Below are 26,588 nucleotides of genomic sequence, written 5' to 3' on the forward strand. Positions count from 1 at the left end.
CGCACTTATCTAAGACCTTATACCTTCACAAATGGAAGAAAAAAATTATACAGGAACGATCCCGGCCCAGAAAGAAGGCGACGTGATCAATGCGCAAACCGTGCGCGAAATGCCTGACGAGCAGGCTGCGATTGTACTTTATCAGGAAGCAAAAAAACGTTTGCTCGACGTCAATAACTGGAATTCGGATGGTGCCAGGCTGCTCGGGAATTTTCAGCTGACCGATCAGCAGGGAAACGACATTGCGTCTCCGGCCAAAAAGGGATTTTATTTCAAGATTGATCTGACGGGACCCGGAACCGAAGCAGGCGACGGCTTTGACTGGGTGCAGGTGGAAGCGATTGAAAATTTCGCCAACCAGCACATTGAAAGTATCGGGATGCGCGTGCGGCCGACTGCCAACCCGACCAGCGCCGACCCGGATACCGCGCATTTTTACAATGATACTTCTACCAGTACATTCACGGTCACACGTGAGCATAACATTTTGACCGCCGCTATTTACGACCGCAACATTGAAGTCAATTCATCTTCCGATAACTTCATCGAGCGCACCAGAAATGCGGTGATTGGCTTTGCCGGAAAGACCATCTTTTCAAAAATCCAGTGGGAATCACTCACGGATGCCTGGTTGAAAAGCTGATATTTCCGGCATTTTTTCAGCCAACAAATCAATATTCGTTATTCCTGGCTGCTGCGGCATCGGTGATGGAGCCTACCAGACCATGCGTAGCGTCGGATTCGCTTTCGTACCCTTTCTTTGCTAGCTTGTTTTCGCTTCTTGGAAAAAAGCGATCAGCAAACTGGGTGAGCGTCGTGATCGAGCCCGGCATAATGCCTTTGAGCGCAGTCACCACTTTGCCGGTAGCCGTCAGGACTATTTCGTTTTCGCCATTTTCAATCGCCGTCACAATTTCTTTTGCAGCGACTTTGGCATCCTGCGATAAAAAAGGCAGCGAATCAGCCAGCTTGAACCATTCATATTCGCTTTCATGCTTGCCTTTCACGGTAACATTCATCGGGCTTCCGGTGCGCATCAGGTTGGGAATCACCGTCGTAACGTGAATATTGTCTTTTTTCAATTCAACACCCATGCCTTCCGACAAGCCTACCATTGCGAATTTGCTGACGCTGTAAGGCAGCATGTGCGGCACGGCAATCTTTCCGCCAATAGAACAAATGTTGGCAATGTGGCCCTCGCCCTGTGCCCGAAAATGCGGCAAGGCAGCTTTCATCATGTAGAGCGCCGACCACAGATTGGCGTCCATCACCTGCTGGTAATCATCTATTTCCATCAGATTTTCCGGACCCACAATCATGGTCCCTGCATTGTTGATAAGCAGGTCGATGCGTCCGAAATGATTGATAACCTCGTCAACCACTTTCCGCGCCTCCAACTCATTCGTCAGATCTGCACGGATCGCGAAAATGCCGGCTTTTTCCAATTCTTCATCGTATTCAGCCTTTTCAAGCTGGTTTTCATTTCTCGCGCATATCGCAATTTTAGCCCCTTTCGCAGCCAGCACCCGCGCCAGTTCCAGCCCCAGCCCCCGTGATCCGCCGGTAATGAGTACCACTTTATCGCGCAGCTCGAAACGGTTGATCCGCACGTAAACCGCTCTGGCCAAAGCAATCAGACCAATACCAGCGGCGGTCATCAGCGCCGTCTGCGTGGTTACTTTCGGAAATAGGAGTTCTCTGTTTTTCATAAATGATGGGTTTGATGCTTGATTCTCCAAGCCTTAAAAGGGATAAGGTTAAAAAAGCATTCCGGCAAAGCGCGGTTGATGGGGGTATTTCCTTTAAATAAATGTCTTTATATAATCTGAAACTCATCTTTTTCCCGCATGAAATCCCGTTTTTCCTACCTTTTTACCTTCTTTCTCACTTACATTTTTCAAACTTCCGGCAGTGTAGCCCAGGAAAAAGCACCCGACAGCAACCGCTTTACGAAAGTTGTGCTGGCCCAGCGGCTCGAAGAACCGATCCAGTTCCAGATCCTGAAAGATGGTCGCGTACTTTTTGCCGAGCGGAAAGGAAGATTAAGAGTTTACGATCCGAAAACAAACGAACTGAGCCTGGTCGCTGAGTTTGCCGTAAGTACCAAATACACCAGTAAAACCGGCGAAGTAACTGAGGGTGAGGATGGATTGCAAGGTGTGATCCTCGATCCCGATTATGATAAAAACCACTGGATTTACTTTTACTATTCCATTGCCGGCGACGATGCCAAGAACATTCTGGTACGCTATGAATGGCACGGACAAAAATTGCTAGAAAACACCCGCAAACTGGTCCTCGAAGTGCCTGTGCAGCGCGAAGAATGCTGCCACGTAGGCGGCGGGATGGTTTTTGATAAAGATAAAAACCTATATCTGACCACCGGTGACAATACGTTCTCCCGCTCTTCCGACGGCTTTTCCCCGCTGGACGAGCGTCCCGGAGAGTCGGCGAGGGATTCGCAGAAATCATCCCCGAACACGAATGACCTGAGGGGGAAAATCCTGCGCATTCACCCGGAGGCGGACGGCAGCTATACCATTCCCAAAGGCAATCTTTTTCCCGTTGGGACAGCCAATACCAAGCCAGAAATTTATACCATGGGCAACCGTAACCCCTGGCGCCCAACCATCGATTCGAAAACGGGCTGGCTGTACTGGGGCGAAGTAGGACCGGATGGTTCTGACGACGATATGGAAAAACGCGGGCCCCAGTCTTACGACGAATTCAACCGCGCCAAAGGCCCGGGCTTTTTTGGCTGGCCCTACTTTGTCGGTGACAATAAGGCTTACGTCGACTATGATTTTGCAACAAAAGTTTCGGGCAAAGCCTTTGATCCTGAGCACCCTGTGAACGATTCGCCCAATAGTACCGGGCTCAAAGACCTACCGAAAGCCACGCCGGCATTTATCTGGTATCCCAAAGGCCAGAGCAAGGAATTCCCACTTTTGGAAAGCGGCGGTAACAGCGCCGTGGGCGGGCCGGTTTATCATCAGGATGATTTTAAAGGCGCAAAAAGGGCATTTCCTTCCTTTTATGAAGGAAAATGGTTTATCACGGATTGGGTGAGAGGCTGGATGAATGTGGTGGAAATGGATGAAAAAGGCGATTATAAATCAATGGAACGCTTCCTGCCCGACATGAAACTGAATGGTCCGATCGACATGAAATTTGGGCCGGAGGGCGATTTGTATGTGCTGGAATATGGAAACGGTTATTTCAAAGACAACCCGGAAGCCGAGCTGATCCGCATTGAATACAATGGCGGGAACCGGAAGCCGCAGGTGGAAGCTATGGCTACGAAAACGGCGGGCGCAGTTCCCCTGGAAGTTGCACTCTCTTCTGAGGGTACCAAGGATTTTGACGAGGGGGATGCGCTTCAATATGAGTGGGTTATCACAAAAAATGGCGCAACTTTTAAAAGCCTCAAAGAAGCTAATCCAACCTTTACATTCACCACGCCGGGAACTTACAAAGCCACATTGACGGTCACAGATAAGGCCGGTGAAAAGAACAGTAAATCGCTGGAAATAAAGGCTGGAAATGAGCCGCCGGTTGTGAAATTCAACATTACCAAAGGGAATTCTACGTTCTTTTTTCCTGGTAAAAGCATTAATTATGAGGTAGCTGTCTCAGATAAAGAAGATGGCAGCCTGGCGAACAAAAAAATTCTTCCTTCGCAGGTTTCTGTGAGTACCAATTATTTGTCGGAAGGCTTTAACATGACCAAAATTGCTCAGAAACAATTGAGCGTAGATGCCTCTGCGCAGTATGCGACGGCAATTTCTGTGATCGGGAAAAGTGATTGTAAAGCTTGTCACGCGGTGAAGGAAAAAGTGCTGGGACCTTCATTTACAGATGTTTCCAAAAAGTACAAAGGCGATGCTTCGGCTGTGGCAAAACTTTCGAAAAAAATCCTGAATGGCGGCTCGGGTGTTTGGGGCGATGCATTTATGCCCGCCCACCCGACTATGGCCGAAAGTGACGTGAAATCCATTGTGAAATACGTGCTGAGCTTGTCGGATGCACCTAAACCTGCCAAAACTTTGGCGGCAAAAGGCACCTACGCCACCGTCGTCCCGCAGGGCGAAAATCCTGAGGGCAGTTTCATTTTCCGCGCCGCCTACACCGACCGCGGAACAAAAATGGCCGCTGCACAATCCGCCGAAACGACCATCGTACTGAGAAGCCCTGTCGTCCCCGTCGCTTATACCGATCTCGCAAAAGAAATCCGATTCAACGACGATAGCACCGTCGCGATGGTACAGAACCCGGGCGCATTCCTCAAATTAAAAGACATTGACCTCACCAGCATCAAAGAAATCGAAATCATCCGCGCCACCGGTCGCAATGCCGCGCCCCTACCCAACGGCACAGTCGAGATCCACGCCGGGAGCGCCGACGGCAAATTACTAGGCAAATATTCCGGCGACTTCGCGGGTAAAATTGCTGTGAATGTGGGAGCTGCTGGAGAACGTGGGGTTAAGGATGTTTTCTTTGTTTTCAGCGGCGTGCCGCTGAGGTTTAAGGAGGTAAGGTTTGATGAGTAAAAGTGTGAGTTAAAGGTCAAATCGTATCACTTACCACTCAAAACACTCCCCAGATCAATCGTCAGGATCATACCATTTACATCCTTGTCCGATGCTAAAACTTTGAGGGATAAAGGGGTTCCGGGGAGTGGGATGTCGCGGTTGCTGATTGCGCCGAGGATCATTTTTCGGGCGTCGGGGTCTGTGATGTAGGCCGTGGTGCCTCCGGCCAGGGCCATGGCACCCGCGTAGCTACCGAGTAAGATTTGTCCTCCGCGGCCTAGGCGGTTCCAGTCACCGGTGAGTCGCCGCACAGCTTGCTCCCGCAGCTGAACTACTGGCGGGATTCCGGCGATGGCGCCCAGCAGATCGCCAACGCTGCCAGATTTTGCCGTATCCGGCCCGGCTACCGGAGTTGTGGAGCGGACTGGCGGCGGGCCTGGCGGTAGTGCCGAGCCAGTGGCGCTTGTACCTGGACTGGATGCCGGGGCAGGCAGCACCGGGAATAAATTCGATCCCATCGTAGGGAGCGGGTAAGACGACAAAAGGCCGTAGAATGTCACAGGTTCCAGCCAGAGCGGGATCATCATCTTCAAAACTTCCGGATTGAGATGCAGCTGCGTATCGAAACCCAGCTTCACACGGTCAGACAGTGAAGTCCCTCCGCCAAATAGCGGGCGACTGTTCAGCTGAAAACCGCCGCCGCTGATGCCGCCTTCACCCTGGAAATATGGGGTGGCTAAATTGTTTCTAAATTGATTTCCCATACCCTCAAAACTGGTTTGATGAATAGCTAAGTTATCCCCGGAAAACCCGAAAACGACAAAACCGGACCCGCACTTATTAAACGGCGGCCCGAATGCCATCCGCTTTTACTTATACCCTCAAACTTAAAAAGCCTTCAAACGTGGTAAAACAGCCAGTAGGAAGACTTTTATGCGTAAGTTCTTTTATTATTTTCAAAAACATTTTCCATGACCGAGCCGAATTACCTGTCGATTGAGATAGGCGGAACCAAATTGCAACTCATCATTTATTCCCGATCAGGGGAGATCGTCAAACATTGGCGCATCGCGATCAACCAGGAGGAAGGCTCTGAGGGGATCCTCAAACACATTCAACAAGTTCATAGTGAGATACCTGGCGACGTCGCATTGTCGGGGGTCGGGGTGGGATTTGGCGGGCCGGTGGACATTGTTACCGGGCAGATCGGCGTTTCGCACCAGATATCGGGCTGGAAAGGGTTTGGGCTCGGCGATTGGCTGCGGAATCTCTTTGGCGTGCCTGTAAAAATTGATAATGATGCCAATGTGGCTGCTCTCGGCGAGGCACATCATGGTGCCGGAAAGGGGCAGGAAACGGTGTTTTACGTAACCCTCGGCAGCGGTGCAGGCGGCGGACTCGTGCAAAATGGTAAGCTGTACCACGGCCGGCAACCCGGCGAGGCGGAGATCGGACATTTGCGCTTGTCGCCCACCGCAACATTCGAATCGCTGTGCTCCGGCTGGGCAGTCGACCGGCAAATACGGGCAGCGGTGATGCAAAATCCGGGGAGCCACCTGGCAACTTTATCACATGCCGCGCATGGGTTCGGTGGCGAGGCGCGGCATTTGCTACCGGCACACGCGGCGGGCTGCGAAATTGCGACGGAAATTATCGACCAGCTTGCGATGAATGTGGCTTGGGGATTGTCGCACGTGACACACCTTTTTCACCCCGACGTGCTTATCATCGGCGGCGGACTTTCGCACCTGGGTGCAACATTGCAGGAAAAAGTCAGTGAGCGGCTAGAAGGTTTTGTGATGAAAGCCTTTTTACCGGCCCCGAAAGTGGAGTTGGCATTTCTCGGCGAGATGGTCGTACCGGTCGGTGCTTTGGCTTTGATATCTAATTAGTTGATTATTTCTTCTGATACTTTTTGAAAATATCCAGGATCTTTGAATAGATGGCCGTGTTCTCATACACCCCGCGGAAATCGAGCGAATGCGGGCCGTATGCGAACACTGGCACCATCACCGCAGTGTGGTCGGTGGTGCTGAAATGTCCGTCCACATATCCTTTTTTGAAATCGCCATCAAGCAGGGTAAGTCCGCCGGTTTCATGGTCGGCGGTGACGATCACCAGCGTTTTTCCATCCGCATCGGCAAGCCGCATTGCTTCTCCGACGAGCTTGTCAAAATCCAGCATTTCGGTAACTACATAAGACACGACATTCGCATGTCCGCCGTAATCAATCTGCGCGCCCTCGGCCATGATGAAGCTCCCAGACTTATTCGCAGCAAGCGACTGATGTGCTTTTTTAAATGCTGAAACCAGAAAATCGCCACGGCCCTTTTGCATGGAAACCGTTTTGGCATCGTCCAGCAGAACAAATGGTGCCTTTATTTTTTCCAGATCAGCCCAGTTGTTAGAAAATGCAACACCTTTCATTTTCAACGAATCCGCTATTCTTCCTTTTTCAAAATGCGCAGTACCGCCGCCGATCATTATGTTGACGGGCGATTGCAGAAAGTCGCGGGCAATGTTGTCTTCCAGGTCCCGGTAAGGTTGGTGGGCGTAGAAGGCCGCGGGTGTCGCGTCGGTCATGCTGCCGGCTGAAATCAGGCCGGATTTGATGCCCATCAGATGCAATTTACCTGGTAAATTGGGCACTGCTACCAGGTTACTATCCACGCCGATCGCCCGGTTCCGCGTTTTGTTACCGGTCGCCATCGCCGTCGCGCCAGCTGCCGAGTCGGTTATGTAACTATCTGACGCATTGGTTTTTGAAAAACCAATGTTCAACATTTTGGTCAGATTTAACTGCCCGTGATTGGCCGTCACGCCGGAATAAATCTGCGCCAGACCCATCCCGTCGCCGATCAGCAAAATCACATTTTTCACTTCCGAGCGGGCATCGTTGTTCCGGTAGGTCGGCTCGTATGGTTTGTGGGTTTCGGTTGCCGTGAATTCGGCTTTCGACCGGGCGCGAAGGTATGTACCCAGCTGCTCTACATGGTCGGTATTAATGTAGTCGATACCCAGGTTCATCAGCATTTTCCAGGCATTAATCTCGTCTGGCGTGGCCCAGAACCGGATTTTTTTACCCTGACCATGCACCTGCGCAATCACATCCTGGATTGACTTTTTATCTTTTTCAATCAAAATCCCCTTACCATTCCATTTGGTATACATCGGAAACGACTGGCTGATCAGCCCTACCCTTTTCAGCTGCGCAGCAGAATATTTGACATCGGGCCGGCCGTCGTAGAAAATAAAATCGGGATACTTTCCAAAATCCGCAGGCGCGGGCGTGTTACCGCTCAGCACCACTTTCACAGGGCCTTTTGGCGCAAGCATGGCTTCGAATTTTTTCAGCTCACTCACCAGCGCTGGCATCGTCTGGGCAGCCGAAGTTTTGAGGTCGATCAGGAGCTGGATACCTTGGTCGGAGCCGGGGAAAACTTTGTCTTTATTTGTTGAAATAACAGAAGATAAAGGATTGAGATACAAACTGCTCAATGTGTGGTCGGGCTGCATATCGGATTGCTGGTGCGCGACAAAAAGCGTATCATTCCGCAAGATCACATCGGCCTCTATCGAACCGAAATTTTGATAATAGGCAGAATAAAATGGGATTTTCTGCTCGTAATCATTGTGGGAATGTGCCTGGGCAGTAGTATAGGAAGGTGCGGTTTGCGCATTGACCAAAAATGCACGGCCAGTCAACAATACGATAATGTAGCAGGCTTTTATTTTGAAAAACGACATGTCGGAAATCGGTGGAATGTGCGGCAAATGTAGGCCAGTAGTTCTGGCTGGCGCTTTTTTGAATGTTAAGAATTTATGATCAAAACTTAATAGGCGGATAATATTCTTGTGAATAGCTTTGCAGCGAAAATGGTACATGAAAAATGAAACACGAAAAAGAAGTTACGCTTGAAACCGGAAGGACGATTAAAATAATCTTAAGTGAGGCGGTTCGTCCAAATAATCATGAAGTAATGCTGGATCTCGATGTGCTGATCCGCGACCCGAAAGATGAAGATTTTCACCCGCCCATCGAGCAGACGCATCCGAAATACTGGAAATTGAAAAGTATGGATTCGGAAAAATCGCGGCAAATGCAGATCAAATACAGCGGAATTACTGACAAGCTGATCCGTAAGGCGATCAAAGAATTCAGACAAAACTGAGCGTAATTTTCGGATTATTTCAAAAGTTAAATCAAAGGCTTATAACGACTTAAACAGCTCGTAATAAGCCTTTGTCATTTTCTCCCAGTTGTAATTTTCAATCGTATAAGCACGAAAGGCAGCAACATTTAACTTTTCAGATTTCGGATTAGCTAAAAGTACATTGAGCCGCTGCGCCCACGCTTCCGGATCTCCCGATGGAAGTAGATAACCGTTTTTTCCGTCACGAATGGCGTCGGGAATGCCATCGATATCCGCAGCAAAAACCGGCACGCCAGCTATCACCGCTTCCAGGCAAACCAGTCCGAAACCTTCCATATCGCCGTCTACCTGAATGTTGGGCATGACAAACCCGCTGGCTGCGGCGAAGATTGTTTTCACCTCGGCATCGTGAAGACGTCCCAAATGTTTAACTGACTTTGAAAATTCAGGGTCAACAAGCAATGTTCGTAGGGCCGGAGTATCTGACGGAAAACCAAGGAAGAGCGTGAGCTTCTCTTTTAGATTTTTTGGTAAAAAAAACAAAAAACGCTCGGCAGCAGTCGGTTTAGAATGATAAGGTCCGATTAATAAAAATAAAAATTCTCCTTTCAAAAGAGGCACTACACTTTTGATGAACCAGGAAAAACCCTTCCGCCTGACCGGCCTGCCCATCGCTACGAGGATGGGCTGGTTTTGATAGTCGATGCCAAATTTGGCCAAGGTATTTTGAATGTTAACGGAATTCTGATCGCGAAAATCCTTCACATCTACACCGTTATGAATGACAGTCAGCTTGTTAGGATGAATCCCCAATGAAATAGCGCTTTCTGCGGTGGCCTGGCTTACGGCGATCAGTTTGTCGAAGTTATTGAAGCGCGGCAAGATGTGGCAGTGGTAAATGTTACTTGGAAAAACGACGTCGAGACCGTGTAATGTGGCCGTGCGTTTCAAATGTTCGTAACCTTTGTGCCTCGCGCAAAATGCCGTGATGAGTCCATCATTAAAATGTATGACCGAGATGCGCGGATTTTCTTTGCAAATGCGGATGATGTTTTTTTTCAAACAATAAAAAAAGCGGATAATGCTGCCAGAACCGTCGTAAACCAGCCGGTGGACTTTGGCGTACCGCTCCATGCCGGTAATCAGCTCGTAGCTTTGTTTTTCCATACCGCCGATCGCCGGAGGAAATTTATGGCTGACAAAAAGGATTTCCAGCAGCGGCTCAGGCATATACTTTGTTGCTCCGGGTGAAAAAGAGATAGAAAACGCCCCCGGCCAAAATCCAGAAAATCTGCCTCGAACGTCTCAAAACCGACACCGACAGCCAGAGTGAGGCGCTGCTGATCCCGATCAAACCAAGCATCATCCGGTTTCCAATTTCTTCTACGCCAAGCTGGCCGGGAATAAACGCACCTGCGGATTTTACCAGAATCACCCCCATATCCACCAATAGCGCGTCCATCAGAAAAATGTCGTAGCCCAGCAATTTCAGTAAAATGTAAAATTCAAAAGACCCAACAATCCAGTGCAAACAAGCTAATGAAAATGCGAAAATCATGCTTTTTATATGCTGACGCGAAAAAACATACAATTCCGCGCGTACTTTATTGAGGCTGCCCCACAACCGTCCCCATAATGTTGGTTTATGACTAACGTCCGGATCGGGCGCATTGATCAGTTTTTTAAAGAAAATGGCTGCAAGTAAAAGAATGGTAAATGTGAACACGATCGTTCCAACTTTTGCCTGCCAGCCGAGGCCAAGATCTTTATTAAGAATAAGCCAGGTTGCCGTGATCGCCACGAGAAATAACTGACTGGCAATCATGAGAATGCGATTGATAATGACGGATGTTTGCACAGTTTCCCTGCGAATGTCATACGATTTCAGCATGACCACTTTCAGCATATCTGCTCCGGCAAAACTGGCCGGATTGAATAGCCCTACCGTCTCGCAAATGTGGCGAATTGTGAAAAGCCGCGATTTTGAAATGTTGATTTTTTCGGTGCCCAAACAATGCCACCAGCTTAATGTACCCAGCCAGTACGCCGTAAATGTGCTGGCCAGAATGTACCCAAACCCCGCTCCTACTTTTCGTATCGCTGGCAAAACTTCGCTGAAACGCGTGGCCCGAAAGTATTGCCATAAAATCGCGATGATGCTCAGGATCAGCACAACACGAAAAATTCTGATGTATATCGGACGAATTTTCAAGCCTGGATAGTTGCTTCAACCGGCGATGCAAGTTCGGCCAGGTCATTAAAATAAATATTCGCCAGCTCATCCCAATCATAGGCCCGGCTGTGCTCAATCGCATTTTTGGAAAGTGAATGTCGCAGCAACCGACTTTCGATCAATTTTTTAATCCTGCCAACATACTCCGCGGCATCATTGGGTTCGCATTTGTACCCGTTTTCACCATTGGTGATGAAATCGCGGCTGCCTCCCCCATCAGCCACCACCGGCACCAGTCCGGACGCCATCGCTTCCAGCACCACATTACCAAAAGTCTCTGAAACAGAGGTAAATACAAATACTGTCGCCGAAGCATACAGTACCGATAATGTTTCATGATCGACCTCGCCCAGAAAAATTGCATCGGACATCCGCTGGCGACATTCTTTTGAAGCGACGCCATCGCCTGCGATCAGGAAATTGCAGGAGACATTTTCTTCTTGTAATAAATGGTGGATTTCAATCAGCGTTTCCAGGTTTTTTTCCCAAACCAGCCTACTCGCAAAAAAGACAGTCGGCAAGTCATTTCCGGTCAACTGCCGCAAATAATCCGGATTTTTTTTCGTCGGAGAAAACAACGCACCGTCGATTCCGCGCTTCCAAATCTTCATTTTTCCAGCATCCATACCCATTTTTCCCAGCTCCGAAACCATGCTTGATGACGGCACATAAACCTTTTGACAACCATCATAAAAGCGGTTCTGGATGTTTTGAGCCAGTTTTTCAACCGGTGAAATTAAGAATGGCAGGTATTTGAGGTAATAGTGAATGTAGCTGATAAAATGCGTGTGGTAGATCGTCACGACCGGGATTTCCTTGCGCGAGGCATAGTCCAGCGCAAAATGTCCCATCGGCGAAGGCGTGGCAATGTGTATCACGTCGGGTGCAAACGCGTCGAGCCGTGCTTGAATGGTTTTGGTACCCAAAGCCGGCAGCGCAATTTTATATTTTGAGTTTAACGGAATCTGAATTGTGGGCAGATGCAAACATTCAAAACCCGCAACCTGCTCAGGGCCAGTACCGCAGATAAACAGAAATTCAAAGCGGTCATGATCAATCCTTTCGAACAACTGAAACATTGTCCTTGAAGCCCCGTCAAAATCAGCAATCAGTATCTCCGCAAAAAAAGCAACCCTAATTTTCTCCATACAAAGTCGTAAACGCGAATGTCGGGCTAGAATGTTGTGCGGATGTTATGGGAAGGTTAATTTTTTGGTCAAAATACCTTAACAATCCCTTAATGCCCTGTTCCCATCCAGTTCACATACCACCCGTACTTTCGTGAACCAGTTTAATCGACAGGGATGACCATTTCTTCTGCTAAAAACCGTTCCCGAAACCGGGGTGCCTGGCTTTTCCTGATGTTGCCCCTGTTCTGGGCAGGCACAGATTCATCAGACAACAACCTGCAAAATGCCGTATCCGGCGCAACGTTCGTCACCCTCGACTCGGCCAGCTCGGGCGAATTTTCGGTGATCACGTATAATGTGGCAGGTTTACCGGAAATCATTTCCAGCGCCAAAACGCAGCGTGCACCGAGTATCACCGAGATCGGCCACAGGATCAGCCGGTTCGACATTGCGCATATCCAGGAGGATTTCAACTACAACCGCAATCTCTACAATCGCAACACCCACTCCTTCCGGACAAGAAATAAAGGCAAAGTACCCTTCGGCGACGGCCTAAATACCTTGTCGAAATACCCGATCCGCGAAATGCGGCGTGTAAAATGGAACGACTGCACCGGTGCCGACTGCTTTACGCCGAAGGGCTTCACTTACAGCCGGTTGGAAGTAGCAAAGGATGTTTTTATCGATTTTTACAATGTTCACGCCAATGCCTACAACCACGCCTCGGCCGCAAAAGCAAGGCGCAACAACATTCTCCAATTATCCAACTACATTAAAATGCACTCTGCCGGTCAGGCAGTCATCGTCATGGGAGACCTCAACGCACACTACTGCTTCGGCCTCGACAACCTGAAAACCCTCCTCGCCGACCATCATTTCGAAGACGCCTGGATCTTCCACAAACGAAAAGGCCTGCTCCCCCAATCTTCCCAAACCATCCCCCCTGCCGACATCCTCACCATCACCGACTCCACCGAAACAATCGACAAAATCCTCTACCGCAGCAGCAACGATCTGATTTTGAAGACGTCGGAATATCGGCTGGAAAATGATCTGTTTAGCGATGCGGCGGGGTTGCCGCTGTCGGATCACCATCCCGTGAGTGCGCGGGTGCAGTGGGCGCTACGCAAAGTAGAATATCTTACTAAGCGGTTACGGTAAATAAGTTTTGGGTTACTTTCCAGCATGCCGGTACAATATGTATCCGGCATTTTATTTACATTTAGTATTTCAGATTATTACTCAGCACTCAACGTTTTGTTTATGAAGATTTCTACTTGGCGTTTGGCTTGGCTCAGACTGGTTTTGGTTTGTGTTTGCTTCCTTTCGATTTCAGTCTCCCTTGGGGCAGAGATTATTTTCCAGCATAACTTCGAAAATCTGGATAATCCGCCGACCGATACGCAGCTAAGTGCCCCCAACATTATCAATCCCGCGCTGAGCAACATTTTTCTGAATTCAGGACTGCTGTACCGAACCAGGACCGATGCCGGCACAAAGGCACTTTCAATTACTGCCAGCGGGAACACTGCGGTTTACGTTCTTCGGGTGCAAATGCCTATCTGCAAGAAATTAACAATCAGCAGCATATCATTTAAAGGCTTTGCGAGCGATAATGCTAACTTTTCAATCAGCCTCAATGGTGAGGCGTATGGAGTGGCCGTTGGTGGTACGGGCAACACTTACACCGATGTGAAGCAGATAAAAAAAGTTAACATTTCAGCTATTCAGGATATAGCTCAAGCCTTTCGAGTAGAAATTACGGTTAATTCGGGACAACCTGGCACCCTATCCAGCATTGATGATCTCACAATAGAAGGTCAGATAACCGACGCAGCTTCCAACCTGTCAGCTATCAAGTTCCCCTATTCTAGCAGTATACCACTGCAACGTTGTCCCGGTGCCGGTTCAATGACTTATACAGCGAACCTGAACACTCCTCATAAATCGATTAGCTACGAGCTGGATGCTGCCAGCAAGGCTGCCGGCATAACCATGGTAAGTGGCGCCTATCTGACTTATCCCCCCACATTTGCCGGAACAGTCTCGCTAACAGCAATCGCTCTGGGCTGTGCAAACGAGACTTTCACAAAAACCATCGATATCACGACCATACCTTCAGGGCCATCTTCGACAGATATGGATTTTCAAACAAAAACCATGTCCAGCTATTGCAATGACTGCGGTGATTTAAAAAATTCTAAATATCCTTGTCTGACCGCCGGGGTAATTTATAAGAGCGGTTTCGAAAGTAGATATGCGGCGGCGAAGGTTCGTTTCGAAGGCGGAGTGCTGAATTTTGAAATCACAGGAAGTCCCAGCACAGCAGCTGACGCCAGACCTGGTTTTGATTTGTATTTTCGACAAAGTGATTTCGATAACTATCATGGAACACTTTCATTACCGACGGGTCCTTCTGACGAACAGGGAAAGGAAAACCTGAGACTAATCATTCAAACGATAAGTCCATCCGGCGGCAATCCGGTCCAGAAACTTAAGCCTGTCGTTTTCTGGAATGAAGCCGGAAAATGGTGGGTTATCAGTTATAAATTCAGCAACCAGGGTTTAGCAGAGCCATGGCCTGCGAATAACTTCAAGGTGTTCCTTTCTGATACACAGACCCCTTTCGTCAAGCTGGAGTCCATCGCCGGCATCCACACTTCATCAGGCGACCAACTCACCTGGAGAACTGCCGAACAAACCAATTTTAGCCATTTTGAAATAGAAAACAGTGAGGATACGCTTCAAGGATTCCAGAACATCGCAACGATCCCATCCAACAACGACCCCTCTGGAGGTGAATACCATTACACGCATATTCCATCCGCAGCGTTGAAGCAATACTATCGGCTGAAAGTGGTCTACACGGATAATACTTTTTCTTATAGTAAAATTCTAACTGTAAGATCCGATATCATATATCAGCATACTTTTGAAAATCTTAGCAATCCCCCCAGCGAGGCCCAGCTAGCTACTCCTGACATGATAGCCCCGAGTTTAACTTCTCTGTGGTCGGGTAATTCCGAAAATCTGTCCACCTTTAATCGTGCAGATGTGAGTACAGTCCTTAAACTGGAATCCTATAACAAGGTTCCCGTTCTTATCTTGAATTTGAAAATACCGAATTGTAAAAAATTGGACATCACAGATTTCTCGTTATTTGTGTTCTCCGGTGATTACACTATGAAAGTCAACGGTTCCAGCATCGATTTTAAAACCACCGCTTTCTGGTCACGGTCCCCAATAGCGATGATGATCTCAGGCCTCACCGGTGAGGTTACGATCGAAATATCACACCCTATCAGCAGCGGCAACCCCCAGATGTACTTGGACGACTTTACAATCTATGGTAAGCTTTATGATAATCTGGTTGATCTGCGAACCCTAAACCTGAGCGGCACTGGGCAGCGCTGTCAGCAAGGACAAATTTTGAGTTATCAGGCCACCAGATACGGGGAATATAAGTCGATACAATATTCGCTTGATAATCTGAGCCTTGCGGCGGGGAACCAAATCGATGTCAACACCGGATTATTAACCTTTTCGCCAACATTTGCGGGCGAAACAACTGTTAGCGCCAGCGCAGTTAATTGTATAAATATACCAATTTCCGCATCAAAGAGGGTGTTCACAATTTCAGGAGGTTTACCGACCTCAGATATGGATCTGCTCGTTAAACTTCCTCACCGGGAAAATAGTAGCGGTTACAATTCTGCTGGTAATTTGGAAAGCGGATGCTATACGACCGGGTCAGTTGGCCTTGACGGTTTTTTTGGACAAACCGTCACTACAAAAGTCCGCTTCAGAAACAATGTACGTTCCTTTGTAATTAGCGCGGCGCTCTCCGAAACCGATGATTATACTTCGCCAAAAATGGAACTGTATTTTAGTCAAAGTGATTTCGACAACTACAGTGGCGCTCTCAAGTTGCCAAAAAATCCGTCAGATGAACAGGGGAAAGCAAATTTGAGACTACGAATTTTTAGTGCAAATTTTTTACCATATTACTCTACTGGTGAAATAGACGTGAAACCAGACTTGCGCTGGGACAATGTTAAAAAATATTGGGTCGCTACATTAAGGTTTTTTGTTGCCGAAGACTCTGGCCCGTCAAATGCACCGAATCCATTCCCAAATTTCAAAGTCTCTTTGACAGATGCAAAAATGCCCCTCCCGGTCAAACTCGAATCCTTCTCCGCCAAACCATCCCCGGAAGGCAACCGCCTCAACTGGAAAACCACTGAGGAAATCGATTTCAAGCATTTTGAAGTTGAAAGAAGCGAGGATCCGCGGCAAGGCTTTCAATATTTGGCGACGGTTTCTTCTGGCAACAATGCTACCGGTGGTTCCTATCAATATACCGACATTCAAAATGCTACGTCGCAGCAATATTACCGCCTCAAAATGGTTGACATTGACGGCAGCTTCGAGTATAGCAGGATTGTTAATGTAAATGCGCAGAATAATGCAGAAAATTTATTTGTCTATCCGAATCCGGCTCAAAACCTAATCTATCTGGATTCACCTGATGTGATCTATTCGGTCAATTTAACCGATCAAAATGGAAATGTAGTATATGGAAAATCGCTTTCGGGTGCTGAAAAGTCATTGAGCATTTCGCTGCCGAAGCTGAATTCCGGAGCCTATTTGCTGAAAGTGAATCCGGGAACTGAAAGTCAAAAAGTGAGAAAAGTATTGATCAAATAATCTTCAATTATTGAACGATCGACTGTTTCCGTATTACTAATCGATAACGAACTGAAAATAAGTGGGTCAGTAAGATGCTTTATAATATGATTTCAAATTTCCAGAAAAGATGCTATGTCTAAAACTTTACTAAAATGGATCGCTCTTCAGTGTATCTGCCTTTTTACATTTAGTCCTTCTGTCGCGCTTCAGAAATCTGCCAGTTCTGAGAAAGTTGCTTCCGAAACATTGGTTAGATCAGCTGCTAGTTGTACACCAACCTACACCAATAGTTGCTCTGATTTTTATGGAATCGATTCCTTTCACATTAATGGGCTTTATCTAACCTCTCATTCGCATTGTTCACCTAATGGGTACGGCTCATTTGGAAATACTACCAGTGTTATACCAGGCGAAACCGTCAACTTCGGTTGTGAGTTATTGGGTACGACAAATGCCGCAAATATTGCTGTATGGATAGACGCCAACCGTAATGGAATTTTTGAACAGGATGAAAAGGCCTTTTCAAATACGTCCTTTACCAAAGTCAGAATCTCAGAGACAATGAAAATTCCTATGGTTAGTGCAGGCCCGCTTCCAATACGGGTTATAGCAGCTTACGGTGTGATTGCGGACAACCAGTGTGGCAATTACAATTATGGGGAAACGGAAGATTACGTCCTTACAGTTCAAAATGACGCTATCAATTGCATCCCTACATATATCAATGGATGCTCAAAAGGCGACGGGCTGAATAACGTTAGTTTCGATAGAAGTGGAACAAGCTCCTCCGACGGCTGCTCTCCCAACGGTTATGGCGAATTCACTTTTCCATATTCTGTTAAAGTCGATACGCCAATCATTATCAGTGGAGACCGTGAGAGTAAATCCAGAAAAACTGGCGTCTCTATATGGTTGGATATTAACCGGAATGGCACTTTTGAAGGTTCTGAGCGTGTTTATAGCACCCCGGAACTAACCACCGGACCTTTTGCGGGAACAATTCGGATACCACCATTTCTCGGAATGGGGCGGATTAGGGCGCGTGTAATATCTGCTTCGGGAGTTGTTCCCATGGACCCATGTGGCGTTTATGATTATGGAGAAACAGAAGATTACTCCCTGAGACCGTACAGGGATCCTTCCTGTGAGGTCTCAGTCTCAGTTTCAGGGCCGACTATATTAACTTGCGGCAGTCCAACTACGGTTTTAACTGCCACTACAAGTTCACCAAACCCAACTTTCAAATGGAGCAATGGCGCTACTGGTCCATCCATCACGGTTACCCGCCCCTATGCATATAGTGTTTATATGAGCAGCGGCTCATGCACGAGCGTGGGAAGCGCATCCATTTCCGGCGACATCAACCCACCAACTGTAAAAATCAAAAGTTCTGCCCCAGGATTAAAGTGCGATCTCAGGTCGCTAACTTTGACAGCCACCGCAAGTCAGACAGGCGCTACTTATTTGTGGAACACCGGCTCCACTCAGCGAGCGATTACAGTCACCACCCCCGGTACATATTCTGTCACAGTAGCTAAAAATGGTTGCTCTGGCTCTGTTTCATATGTTGTCTCAGGTAGCGCAGATCCCGCAACTGTCCAAATAGAGGGTTCGGACTTATTAACCTGTTCACAGCCCATCGCCACGCTTATTGCCAGAACATCAGCCCCAAATCCACAATACCGGTGGAGCAGTAATGCATTCACTGCCTATATCAATGTGGTTAATGCAGGATCCTATACAGTCACTATGACTAGCGGAAACTGCGTCGCTACCGCTACAAAGGTGGTAAATTCCAACATATCAGCTCTCAACTTAAACGTTAGTGGAGACGCTCAATTGAGCTGTTCAAAACCAGCAACAACGCTTACCGCCGCTACCACATCGCCCAATCCAACCTACCTCTGGAGCAACGGCGCCACAACACCAAGTATTAGTGTCACAAAATCAGGTATTTACAAGGTAATCATGACCAGCGGCGGTTGTACCATTGAAAAATCAGTACAAGTAACAGGCAGCGGCACTCCGCCGGAAGTAACGGTGACAGGTACCTATGTATTAAGCTGTGCCAAGCCAAGTATTACTATAACTGCCCAGACAGATGCATCGAATCCAACTTACCAATGGAATACGGGTGAAACAACAAAATCCATCACCGTTACATTAGCAGGAACGTATACTGCAACCGTAGTCAGTTCGGGTTGTTCGGGAAGCGCTTCAAAAACGATTACGGGAAATGGCTCGCCTATGACCGTAAATATCTCAGGATCATCTGAATTGACTTGCCAGCAGCCGGTTGTAACATTAACCGCTACCGCGAACACAGGATCGAATACAACATACAAGTGGAGTAATGGGACAAGTGGGGCGTCTATTGACTTAGTGAATCGTGGCACCTACACTGTAACGGCTACAAATGGAACTTGTACCGCAACTGCAAAAACGATTGTAACTTCGAGCAGACCCGCCTTGAATTTAAGTATTGGAGGCGACACATTGTTAAGCTGCTCTAAAACGAGCGTCCGGCTAAATGCCATAACCACTTCACCTAACCCAACCTATCTTTGGAGCAATGGAGCAACCACGGCTTCAATCGATGCAATGTCCCCAGGATTGTTCAAGGTGACGATGACAAGTGGTGGTTGCACAAAAACGGCTTCAAAAAATGTTACAGGAAACTCCATGCCCCCTGATGTGTATGTAGCAGGTAGTTCCGTCTTAAGCTGTGCCAAAACCAATATCACAATGACTGCACTGACACATGCGCCAAACGCAACATATTTATGGAATACGGGTGAAAAGACCAAATCAATAGATGTAAATATAGCCGGTAATTACTCGGTAGCTGTTACAAGCGTGGGTTGCACCAATACTGGGTCGAAAACAATTACTGGAAACGGTGCTCCATTAGCAATAAGCATCTCAGGCCCGTCAGAATTGACCTGCTTATTGCCTGAGATCAGGTTGTCGGCAACCGCTTTCCCAAATGCGACTTACAAATGGAGCAATGGAGCAACAACTCCTGCTATTGACGTCTCCAGCCCAGGCAGTTATTCAGTGACGGTTACCAAGGGAACTTGCACGGCAACCGCCTCTAAAAATGTGACACTTAATAAACCGGCTCCGAATTTGATTGTAACAGGCGACACCGTTTTAAGTTGTTCCCATACATCACTCTCTCTTTCTGCCGCAACCACGTCGCCCAATCCAACATATCTCTGGAGCAACGGAGCGACGACGGAAAGTATTGAGGTGACAAATGCGGGAACATACAAGGTTACTGTCAACAGTGGAGTATGTAAAACAATGATGTCGAGAAAGATAGTTGGCACTCCGACTCCTCCCGACATTAACATTACGGGTTCGAGTGTTCTTAGCTGTGCCAAAACAAATATTACCATAACGGCACAATCAAAAGCAGCCAATCCAACTTATTTGTGGAATACAGGAGAAACTACCAAATCCATAATTGTAACCAAAGCAGGGAATTACGCTGTCGTCGTGGCAAGTGCTGATTGTTATAATGTTGCTAGTAAGGTTATTACGGGCAGTGTTAAACCCGTTGAACTCAACATTACTGGAAACCACGTTCTTACCTGCGAGTCTCCAATAGTTACGCTGAAAGTAAGTGAGACGGCGGGGGCCGCTTATAAATGGAGTAATGGCGCAACGACAGCCTCTATTGATGTTGATGCTCCGGGAACTTACACCGTAGTCAAAACACAAGGTGCATGTACAGCAACAGCTGCTATGACAGTCACTTCAACTAAACCAGATCTCTTTCTCGTGATCAATGGTGAAACTTCCCTAACTTGTTCCCGACCAACTATCGCCTTAACGGCAATCACTCTTGAAACCGATTATAGCTATAAGTGGAATACCGGTGCCACTACTTCCTTGATTAATATAACTACCCCAGGCAACTATCAGGTTACGCTGACAACGCCTCAGGGCTGCACAAAAACAATCTCAAAAACAATTACTGGTGGATGCAACGGCAACGCGCGTCTAGCAGCTGATTATGACTCAGCTGAACTCGAAAAAGTAACCTTAACAGCTATGGTCTTCCCAAATCCTATACAAGACAAGCTTGTAGCTGAGATTAGTGGAAGCCATTTTAATGCGATCAATGTGCGTCTGCTGAATTCAAATGGCATTCTGATGAAAGAGCTACAATTACAATCATCTTCTAGGAAACAAAAGGTCAGCATGGACGTCAACGGCTTTATGCCAGGCATCTATTTAATGGAAGTCATTTCCGAAGAAAATAAAGTGTATCAAAGAGTACTGATTAAATAGACTCTGAGATGTCAGTTAACCTATGCTTGCCGACCCTTGTCCTTAACATTTTCATAACCCACCCTACCCAAACTTAACATCTCCTTAACATCCCCTCACGTAGTTTTACCGAAAATAAAACTCGTGGAAATGAAGACTTTTTTACTTGCTGGCCTTACCCTGACAGCTGCTTCTGCTTTGCTTTTGAGCGGCTGCACCGATCATGAAGTGCCTTCTGATAGCTACCCGGCGCGGGCTGAGGCTTCCAATCCTGCGGTGATGGCGCAGGTTGGGAATGTTACTGTTTATAATGGGGGTTTTGGCTCCGCGCTCGTGCAGGACCCGCACGACAAAAACGCGTTTTATCTGCTCACCGACAGGGGTTCCAACATTGATGGCGCCGAGGCCAATGTCAAGGTGTTTTCTTCGCCTGAGTTCGTTCCGCAAATCGGGAAGTTCCGGTTGATCGGCGACCAGCTTGTTCTGGAAAAAACCATTTACCTCAAAAATGCGAGTGGCCAAAATCTGAACGGTTTGCCTAACCCCACCGGCTTCGGTTTCAGTGGCGAAATTGCAAAGGATGTGACGGGCAATGTGCTGCCTAATAGCGTGGATGGGATCGATTCGGAAGGTTTGACGATGGCTGCCGACGGCACATTCTGGGTAAGCGACGAGTATGGCCCGCACATTGTGCATTTTGATGCAAATGGTAACACCATCGAGCGCATCAATCCATTTGGAAATGGTACGGGCGGGCGCAAAATTCCGATGGTTTTTGCCAAAAGAAGACCTAATCGCGGCATGGAAGGGCTGGCGATCACACCAGATGGAAAAACGCTGGTGGGGATGATGCAGTTTCCACTTTACAACCCTTCATCGGCTGCTATCGCGGGTTCGATGGTTACGCGGATCCTGGCTTTTGACATTGCGTCCGGCACGAGCAAAGAATATGTTTACCTGATCGATAAAGCCAACTTACAAGCTAATAGTGAGATTGTTGCGATCAATAACACGCAGTTTCTTGTGATTGAAAGAGATGGTGAGTACGCCACTGACGCGACAAGAGGATCGGTTTTCAAAAAGGTATTTAAAATCGATATTTCCGGCGCGACGGATATTTCGGATCCTGCCAACGGTGAAAATGGAAAACTTTACGGCGGCAAAACCGTGGAAGAGCTGAAAGACATGGCCGGACTGGCTGCAAACGGCATTATGCCTGTCACCAAAACATTGGCCGCTGACCTGATGACCGACATTTCAACCCTTTACCCACACGACAAAGCCGAAGGTATCTGCATCATCGACGCGAACACCATCGCAATTTCCAATGACGACGATTTCGGAGTGGTAACCAAAGCTGGCCAGCTGGGAACTTACGACACCAAAATTCTGCCTGCAACCGGCAAGGTGGACCGTAACACGATCTACTTTGTGAAATTGAAGCAGCCGCTCTGGTAGTTTCATTTAGATAAAATTTTTGCTGACAAGCCTGGCTGTTTCGGTCGGGCTTGTTTGTTTAAAAGACTTCTCCGGGATTCAACAATCAACGTTTACAAGGAGAAAATGGGCCTGGCAAGCTTTTCTTCTAAACAAATCTTGACAGCATGCTTCTCAAAAGCCTTTGGAAATCCAAGCGTTTAAATATCATACTTCTTCTGTTGGTAAACATTGTCCCATGTTTCGCCCAAAATTTCGAAGCCGACGTTATCGTTTACGGCGGCACCTGCGGGGCTATAACTGCCGCGGTGCAGGTTGTAAAATCCGGCAAAACCGTGCTCGTGGTATCTCCTGACAAACATTTAGGCGGGCTTTCTTCCGGAGGGTTGGGTTTTACGGATACGGGCAATAAAGCCGTAATAGGCGGACTTGCGCGGGAATTTTACCACCGTGTTTTCCTGCATTACGACAAGCCGGAAGCCTGGCAGTGGCAGAAAAAAGACGAATATGGTAACAAGGGCCAGGGTACCCCGGCCATGGACGGCGCGGATCGCACAATGTGGATCTTCGAGCCGCATGTGGCCGAGCAGGTTTTTGAGGATTTTGCGAAAGAAAATAACCTGAAAATTTACCGCGATGAGTGGCTCGATCGGAAGAAAGGGGTTGAGAAAAAAAATGGCAAAATCGTGTCCATCAAGACGTTAAGCGGCAAGACATTCAAAGGCAAAATGTTTATCGACGCCACTTATGAAGGTGACCTGATGGCGACTGCAGGCGTGAAATATCATGTTGGGCGCGAGGCAAATAGCGTTTATGGCGAAGAGTGGAACGGTATCCAGTCGGAGGTTTTTCAGCATGGACATTACTTCAAGAAAAACATCAGTCCGTATAAAATCGAGGGTGACCCGAAAAGTGGCCTGCTACCTTACGTAAGTGCTGAAAAAATCGGCAAGAAGGGCGACGGCGACCATAAAATCCAGGCCTACTGCTTCCGTATGTGCCTTTCTGCCAATCCTGACAACCGTATTCCTTTCGCAAAACCGGCGGGTTACGATCCAGGTAAATATGAGCTGCTGGCCAGGGTTTACAAAGCCGGCTGGACTGAAACTTTCGACAAATACGACCCAATTCCGAACAAAAAAACGGATACCAACAACCACGGTCCATTCAGCACGGATTTCATCGGCCAAAATTACGACTACCCTGACGCTACTTACGAGCGCAGAAAGCAGATCATCAAAGAGCACGAGCAGTACCAAAAAGGGTTAATGTATTATTTGTCAAATGATTCACACGTTCCTGACGAGGTGCGTAAAGAAATGTCCAAATGGGGTTTGCCCAAAGATGAATTCAAGGACAACGGCGGCTGGCCGCATCAGATCTACGTCCGCGAAGCGCGCAGAATGATTGGCCAGAGTGTGATGACGGAGAACGAAACATTAGGCAAAAAACCTGTGACACAGTCGGTTGGCATGGGCTCCTACTCCCTTGATGCTCACAATGCGCAGCGCTATGTGAAAGCGGACGGTTTCGTTCAAAACGAAGGCGATATTGGCGTGCATCCCAAAACGCCGTACAGCATTTCTTATACGGCTATTATTCCGAAAAAGGCTGAATGTCAGAACCTTCTGGTGCCGGTATGCCTCTCCGCCACCCACATTGCCTACGGCTCCATTCGCATGGAACCCGTCTTCATGATCCTCGGGCAAAGTGCCGCCGCAGCTGCCGTGCAGGCGATCGATGGCAATCTGGCGGTGCAGGACGTAGATTATGGGAAATTGCGCGAGCAGCTTTTGAAGGATAAACAAAAACTCGAATTTTAATTCCGCATCCGCACCAGCTTTTCATACTCAAAAACCGTAATCAAGCTTCCTTTCATATCGATCAGCTTTTCGTCTTTGAAGTCTGACAATGTGCGGATTACGGTTTCGGTGGCGGTGCCTACCATGGAGGCAATGTCTTCGCGGGTGATCGACATGGAGAAGGGTTTGGACCGGTCTTCCTGGTAACGTTGCACCAATGTTACCAGGGCCTGGGCCACCCTTTTCCGTACCGAATTATATGCCAGATGCAGCAGACGCTCCTCCCGGTCTTTGATTTCGTTGGACAACATCCGGATAAATTTCGCCGCTACCTCGCGGTTTCCCTGCAGCAAATTGAAAAAATCATCCTTCGGGATCATAGAGACTTCCGCTTCTTCCAGCGCGATGGCGGTTTCCTGGTAAGGCTCGCCCTGAAGCAGATCCAGGTAGCCAAAAAAGTCGCCCTCCTTAAACAAGTCGGTAATGTACTCTTTCCCGCTACCGTTTGATTTATAGGCTTTTACTTTTCCTTTTTGCAAGAAAAAAACATTGGAAGGATAGCTGCCCTCGGTGTATATCGTTTCTTTCTTCTTTAATATTTTCACTTTCTTATCCTCCGCCAGCTTAGCGATCAGATCAAAAGATTTCGCTTCCTCAATAAATTGATCCAGACCTTTCGCCGAGCGTTCAAACTGTCTTTTCAGCCGCTCGCTCTTTTTTAGGCGCATTTCGACAATGTTCAGCAGCTCCACATCATCGTATGGTTTTGTCAAATAATCGTCGGCGCCCATCGTCATACCTTTGCGATAATCCTCCTTTTCAGCTTTCGCGGTCAAAAACACAAATGGAATGTTAGCCGTACTTTCATCTTTCCCCAACAAATGAAGCACGCCGTAACCATCCAGCTCCGGCATCATAATGTCGCAAATGATCAGGTCAGGCTGAAAAGTGCTGGTGAGCTGCACGCCTTCTTTTCCGTTTTTGGCAGTCTCCACTTTGTAATTAGCCAGTTCCAGAATTTCAGCCGTATTCTCCCGCATTTCGGGATTATCCTCAATTAGTAGTATCTTTTTCAATGTTCGCCGGAAATTTTAGATGGAGATGTGTTGGGTAAATTGACGAAAAAGGTTGTCCCTTCGCCTACCTGGCTGGAAAATGTCACGCTTCCTCCCATCAGGTCTACGTAGTTACTTACAATGTTGAGTCCGAGGCCGGTGCCTTGCGTGGTACCTGCATTATGTGCGCGGAAAAAGCGGTCGAACACATTGGGCTGGTCTTTTTCGGGGATACCGATGCCTTCGTCGCGCACTTCTATGTTGACTTCCTTTTCGTCGGCGGTAACATTTAGGAAAATGCGTTTTCCAGGTTCGGAGTATTTGATACAATTTGAAAGCAGGTTAAAGAGAATGTTCCGCAAAAGCTGTTTATCCAGCCAAACTTCCTCAATACCAGTATATTCAAATAAAATCCTTTGGTTTTCTTTACACAGCCCGTGAATTTCTTCAATCAATGTTTTACAAAAACTTTCCAGCTCTACGAGTACCGGAATGCTGTGCACCCGGCCTTCTTCGAGCTTGCCGATGGAAAGAAAATCATTGAGGATTTCGGTCAGGTTGGTTACCGCAGACTTGATTCGCTGAACATGTTTCTGGCGTTTTTCTTCCTCCTCGGTGGTATTATATCTGCCAATCAGCGAGGCCGAGGACAAAATCGTTGCCAGCGGCGTGCGGAATTCGTGGGACGCGATGGTCACGAACTGACTTTTCATGTTGTTCAGTTCCTTTTCTTTTTTCAAAGCCCGGATCACTTCCTCCTGCGATTCTTCCACTTTTTTAACCGCTTTCGCCAATTCTTTGGTACGCTGTGCCACTCGTTCTTCCAGTTCAGCATTCAACTTTTGTATTTCCAAATTCGCCTCACGGATGCGGTTCTCCTGCTTTTTGCGCTCCGTAATGTCGATCACAAAGCTCACTACAAACTCGCCGTCGCTGGTTTGAAAAGGGCTCAGACTTACTTCAACCGGAAACTCGCTGCCGTCGAAACGCCTGGCAAAAAGATCCATCGCGTGGCCCATCCCGCGCGCCCGCGGAGCTTCCAGGTACTGGTCGCGGTAGCGGACATGGTTACCGGCGAATCGCTGGGGAATCAATGATTCAATTTTCTTGCCGGTCAGCTCCAAATCCGTGTATCCGAAAAGCTCTTTGGCCTTGGGGTTGAGCATCACAATCGTGCCCAATTTGTCCACCACCACAATCCCCTCCGTCGCATGTTTAAAAAGCGCGTCGAGCATTTCAATATGCCGTGTTATCACCTTGGTATGTGTTAAAATATCC

The 26,588-nt window shown here is 47.8% G+C and carries 17 protein-coding genes; 9 read left to right on the forward strand and 8 right to left on the reverse strand.

The annotated features are described in order from the left end of the window. Positions 1 to 31: 31 nt before the first annotated feature. Complete coding sequence (locus FEN17_RS06880) at positions 32 to 643, forward strand: hypothetical protein (RefSeq protein WP_138364537.1); 612 nt, start codon at positions 32 to 34, stop codon at positions 641 to 643. Between the two features lie 28 nt (positions 644 to 671). Here FEN17_RS06880 and FEN17_RS06885 read toward each other — a convergent pair whose 3' ends face one another. Continuing rightward, complete coding sequence (locus FEN17_RS06885; RefSeq protein WP_138364538.1) at positions 672 to 1,709, reverse strand: SDR family NAD(P)-dependent oxidoreductase; 1,038 nt, start codon at positions 1,707 to 1,709, stop codon at positions 672 to 674. A gap of 138 nt (positions 1,710 to 1,847) precedes the next feature. Between FEN17_RS06885 and FEN17_RS06890 the strand changes: the two genes are divergently transcribed. After that, complete coding sequence (locus tag FEN17_RS06890) at positions 1,848 to 4,550, forward strand: PQQ-dependent sugar dehydrogenase (protein WP_138364539.1); 2,703 nt, start codon at positions 1,848 to 1,850, stop codon at positions 4,548 to 4,550. 26 nt (positions 4,551 to 4,576) lie between these two features. On the opposite strand, the gene FEN17_RS06895 is transcribed toward FEN17_RS06890, so the two are convergent. Further along, on the reverse strand, positions 4,577 to 5,296 hold the full coding sequence (locus FEN17_RS06895) for a hypothetical protein (protein ID WP_138364540.1): 720 nt from the start codon (positions 5,294 to 5,296) through the stop codon (positions 4,577 to 4,579). Between the two features lie 207 nt (positions 5,297 to 5,503). On the opposite strand from FEN17_RS06895, the gene FEN17_RS06900 reads away from it, so the two are divergent. After that, complete coding sequence (locus tag FEN17_RS06900; RefSeq protein WP_138364541.1) at positions 5,504 to 6,424, forward strand: ROK family protein; 921 nt, start codon at positions 5,504 to 5,506, stop codon at positions 6,422 to 6,424. A 4-nt stretch (positions 6,425 to 6,428) separates the two neighbouring features. Here the strand turns inward: FEN17_RS06900 and FEN17_RS06905 are convergent, their stop codons facing one another. Further along, positions 6,429 to 8,279 carry an alkaline phosphatase gene (locus tag FEN17_RS06905; protein WP_138364542.1) on the reverse strand — a complete coding sequence of 617 codons (1,851 nt, stop codon included), beginning with the start codon at positions 8,277 to 8,279 and terminating at the stop codon, positions 6,429 to 6,431. 143 nt (positions 8,280 to 8,422) lie between these two features. Between FEN17_RS06905 and FEN17_RS06910 the strand changes: the two genes are divergently transcribed. After that, positions 8,423 to 8,704 carry a hypothetical protein gene (locus FEN17_RS06910; RefSeq protein WP_138364543.1) on the forward strand — a complete coding sequence of 94 codons (282 nt, stop codon included), beginning with the start codon at positions 8,423 to 8,425 and terminating at the stop codon, positions 8,702 to 8,704. Positions 8,705 to 8,743: 39 nt separating this feature from the next. Here FEN17_RS06910 and FEN17_RS06915 read toward each other — a convergent pair whose 3' ends face one another. Genes FEN17_RS06915 through FEN17_RS06925 form a run of 3 tightly spaced genes read right to left on the reverse strand, consistent with a single transcriptional unit; the run spans position 8,744 to position 12,067 of the window. Further along, the gene (locus FEN17_RS06915) at positions 8,744 to 9,916 is read right to left on the reverse strand and encodes a glycosyltransferase family 4 protein (protein ID WP_205748103.1); all 1,173 of its coding nucleotides are present in this window, start codon (positions 9,914 to 9,916) and stop codon (positions 8,744 to 8,746) included. Next, positions 9,909 to 10,859 carry a lysylphosphatidylglycerol synthase transmembrane domain-containing protein gene (locus FEN17_RS06920; RefSeq protein ID WP_171037855.1) on the reverse strand — a complete coding sequence of 317 codons (951 nt, stop codon included), beginning with the start codon at positions 10,857 to 10,859 and terminating at the stop codon, positions 9,909 to 9,911. The genes FEN17_RS06915 and FEN17_RS06920 overlap by 8 nt, the downstream gene beginning before the upstream one ends. Before the next feature lie 35 nt (positions 10,860 to 10,894). Then, positions 10,895 to 12,067, reverse strand: coding sequence for a glycosyltransferase family 4 protein (locus tag FEN17_RS06925; protein ID WP_138364545.1), 1,173 nt, complete (start codon positions 12,065 to 12,067; stop codon positions 10,895 to 10,897). Positions 12,068 to 12,223: 156 nt separating this feature from the next. Between FEN17_RS06925 and FEN17_RS06930 the strand changes: the two genes are divergently transcribed. The 5 genes from FEN17_RS06930 (at position 12,224) to FEN17_RS06950 (ending at position 24,276) form a co-directional block, all read left to right on the forward strand. Continuing rightward, on the forward strand, positions 12,224 to 13,210 hold the full coding sequence (locus FEN17_RS06930; protein ID WP_138364546.1) for an endonuclease/exonuclease/phosphatase family protein: 987 nt from the start codon (positions 12,224 to 12,226) through the stop codon (positions 13,208 to 13,210). Positions 13,211 to 13,312: 102 nt separating this feature from the next. Then, positions 13,313 to 16,756, forward strand: coding sequence for a T9SS type A sorting domain-containing protein (locus FEN17_RS06935; RefSeq protein ID WP_171037856.1), 3,444 nt, complete (start codon positions 13,313 to 13,315; stop codon positions 16,754 to 16,756). Between the two features lie 114 nt (positions 16,757 to 16,870). Next, positions 16,871 to 21,037, forward strand: coding sequence for a GEVED domain-containing protein (locus FEN17_RS06940; RefSeq protein ID WP_138364548.1), 4,167 nt, complete (start codon positions 16,871 to 16,873; stop codon positions 21,035 to 21,037). A gap of 129 nt (positions 21,038 to 21,166) precedes the next feature. Beyond that, positions 21,167 to 22,474, forward strand: a complete 1,308-nt coding sequence (locus FEN17_RS06945; RefSeq protein WP_138364549.1) for an esterase-like activity of phytase family protein — start codon at positions 21,167 to 21,169, stop codon at positions 22,472 to 22,474. 146 nt (positions 22,475 to 22,620) lie between these two features. Next, positions 22,621 to 24,276: an FAD-dependent oxidoreductase gene (locus FEN17_RS06950; RefSeq protein ID WP_138364550.1), complete on the forward strand. Its 1,656-nt coding sequence runs from the start codon at positions 22,621 to 22,623 to the stop codon at positions 24,274 to 24,276. Here the strand turns inward: FEN17_RS06950 and FEN17_RS06955 are convergent. Together FEN17_RS06955 and FEN17_RS06960 are read right to left on the reverse strand one after the other, a co-directional pair. Continuing rightward, entirely contained in the window at positions 24,273 to 25,331 is a 1,059-nt protein-coding gene (locus FEN17_RS06955) for a response regulator (RefSeq protein ID WP_138364551.1), read from the reverse strand. The genes FEN17_RS06950 and FEN17_RS06955 overlap by 4 nt on opposite strands. Further along, positions 25,328 to 26,566, reverse strand: coding sequence for a PAS domain-containing sensor histidine kinase (locus FEN17_RS06960; RefSeq protein ID WP_229208714.1), 1,239 nt, complete (start codon positions 26,564 to 26,566; stop codon positions 25,328 to 25,330). The genes FEN17_RS06955 and FEN17_RS06960 overlap by 4 nt, the downstream gene beginning before the upstream one ends. Positions 26,567 to 26,588: the final 22 nt, after the last annotated feature.

It is taken from the genome of Dyadobacter luticola (genome assembly GCF_005860805.1).
Lineage (GTDB): Bacteria > Bacteroidota > Bacteroidia > Cytophagales > Spirosomataceae > Dyadobacter > Dyadobacter luticola.

Excerpts from the sequence above, each read along its gene's own strand:
- FEN17_RS06895 (WP_138364540.1), bottom strand. The coding sequence starts at position 5,296 with ATGGGAAATCAATTTAGAAACAATTTAGCCACCCCATATTTCCAGGGT.
- FEN17_RS06940 (WP_138364548.1), top strand. The coding sequence starts at position 16,871 with ATGTCTAAAACTTTACTAAAATGGATCGCTCTTCAGTGTATCTGCCTT.
- FEN17_RS06885 (WP_138364538.1), bottom strand. The coding sequence starts at position 1,709 with ATGAAAAACAGAGAACTCCTATTTCCGAAAGTAACCACGCAGACGGCG.
- FEN17_RS06890 (WP_138364539.1), top strand. The coding sequence starts at position 1,848 with ATGAAATCCCGTTTTTCCTACCTTTTTACCTTCTTTCTCACTTACATT.
- FEN17_RS06950 (WP_138364550.1), top strand. The coding sequence starts at position 22,621 with ATGCTTCTCAAAAGCCTTTGGAAATCCAAGCGTTTAAATATCATACTT.
- FEN17_RS06925 (WP_138364545.1), bottom strand. The coding sequence starts at position 12,067 with ATGGAGAAAATTAGGGTTGCTTTTTTTGCGGAGATACTGATTGCTGAT.
- FEN17_RS06910 (WP_138364543.1), top strand. The coding sequence starts at position 8,423 with ATGAAACACGAAAAAGAAGTTACGCTTGAAACCGGAAGGACGATTAAA.
- FEN17_RS06905 (WP_138364542.1), bottom strand. The coding sequence starts at position 8,279 with ATGTCGTTTTTCAAAATAAAAGCCTGCTACATTATCGTATTGTTGACT.
- FEN17_RS06915 (WP_205748103.1), bottom strand. The coding sequence starts at position 9,916 with ATGCCTGAGCCGCTGCTGGAAATCCTTTTTGTCAGCCATAAATTTCCT.
- FEN17_RS06880 (WP_138364537.1), top strand. The coding sequence starts at position 32 with ATGGAAGAAAAAAATTATACAGGAACGATCCCGGCCCAGAAAGAAGGC.
- FEN17_RS06930 (WP_138364546.1), top strand. The coding sequence starts at position 12,224 with ATGACCATTTCTTCTGCTAAAAACCGTTCCCGAAACCGGGGTGCCTGG.
- FEN17_RS06935 (WP_171037856.1), top strand. The coding sequence starts at position 13,313 with ATGAAGATTTCTACTTGGCGTTTGGCTTGGCTCAGACTGGTTTTGGTT.
- FEN17_RS06900 (WP_138364541.1), top strand. The coding sequence starts at position 5,504 with ATGACCGAGCCGAATTACCTGTCGATTGAGATAGGCGGAACCAAATTG.
- FEN17_RS06945 (WP_138364549.1), top strand. The coding sequence starts at position 21,167 with ATGAAGACTTTTTTACTTGCTGGCCTTACCCTGACAGCTGCTTCTGCT.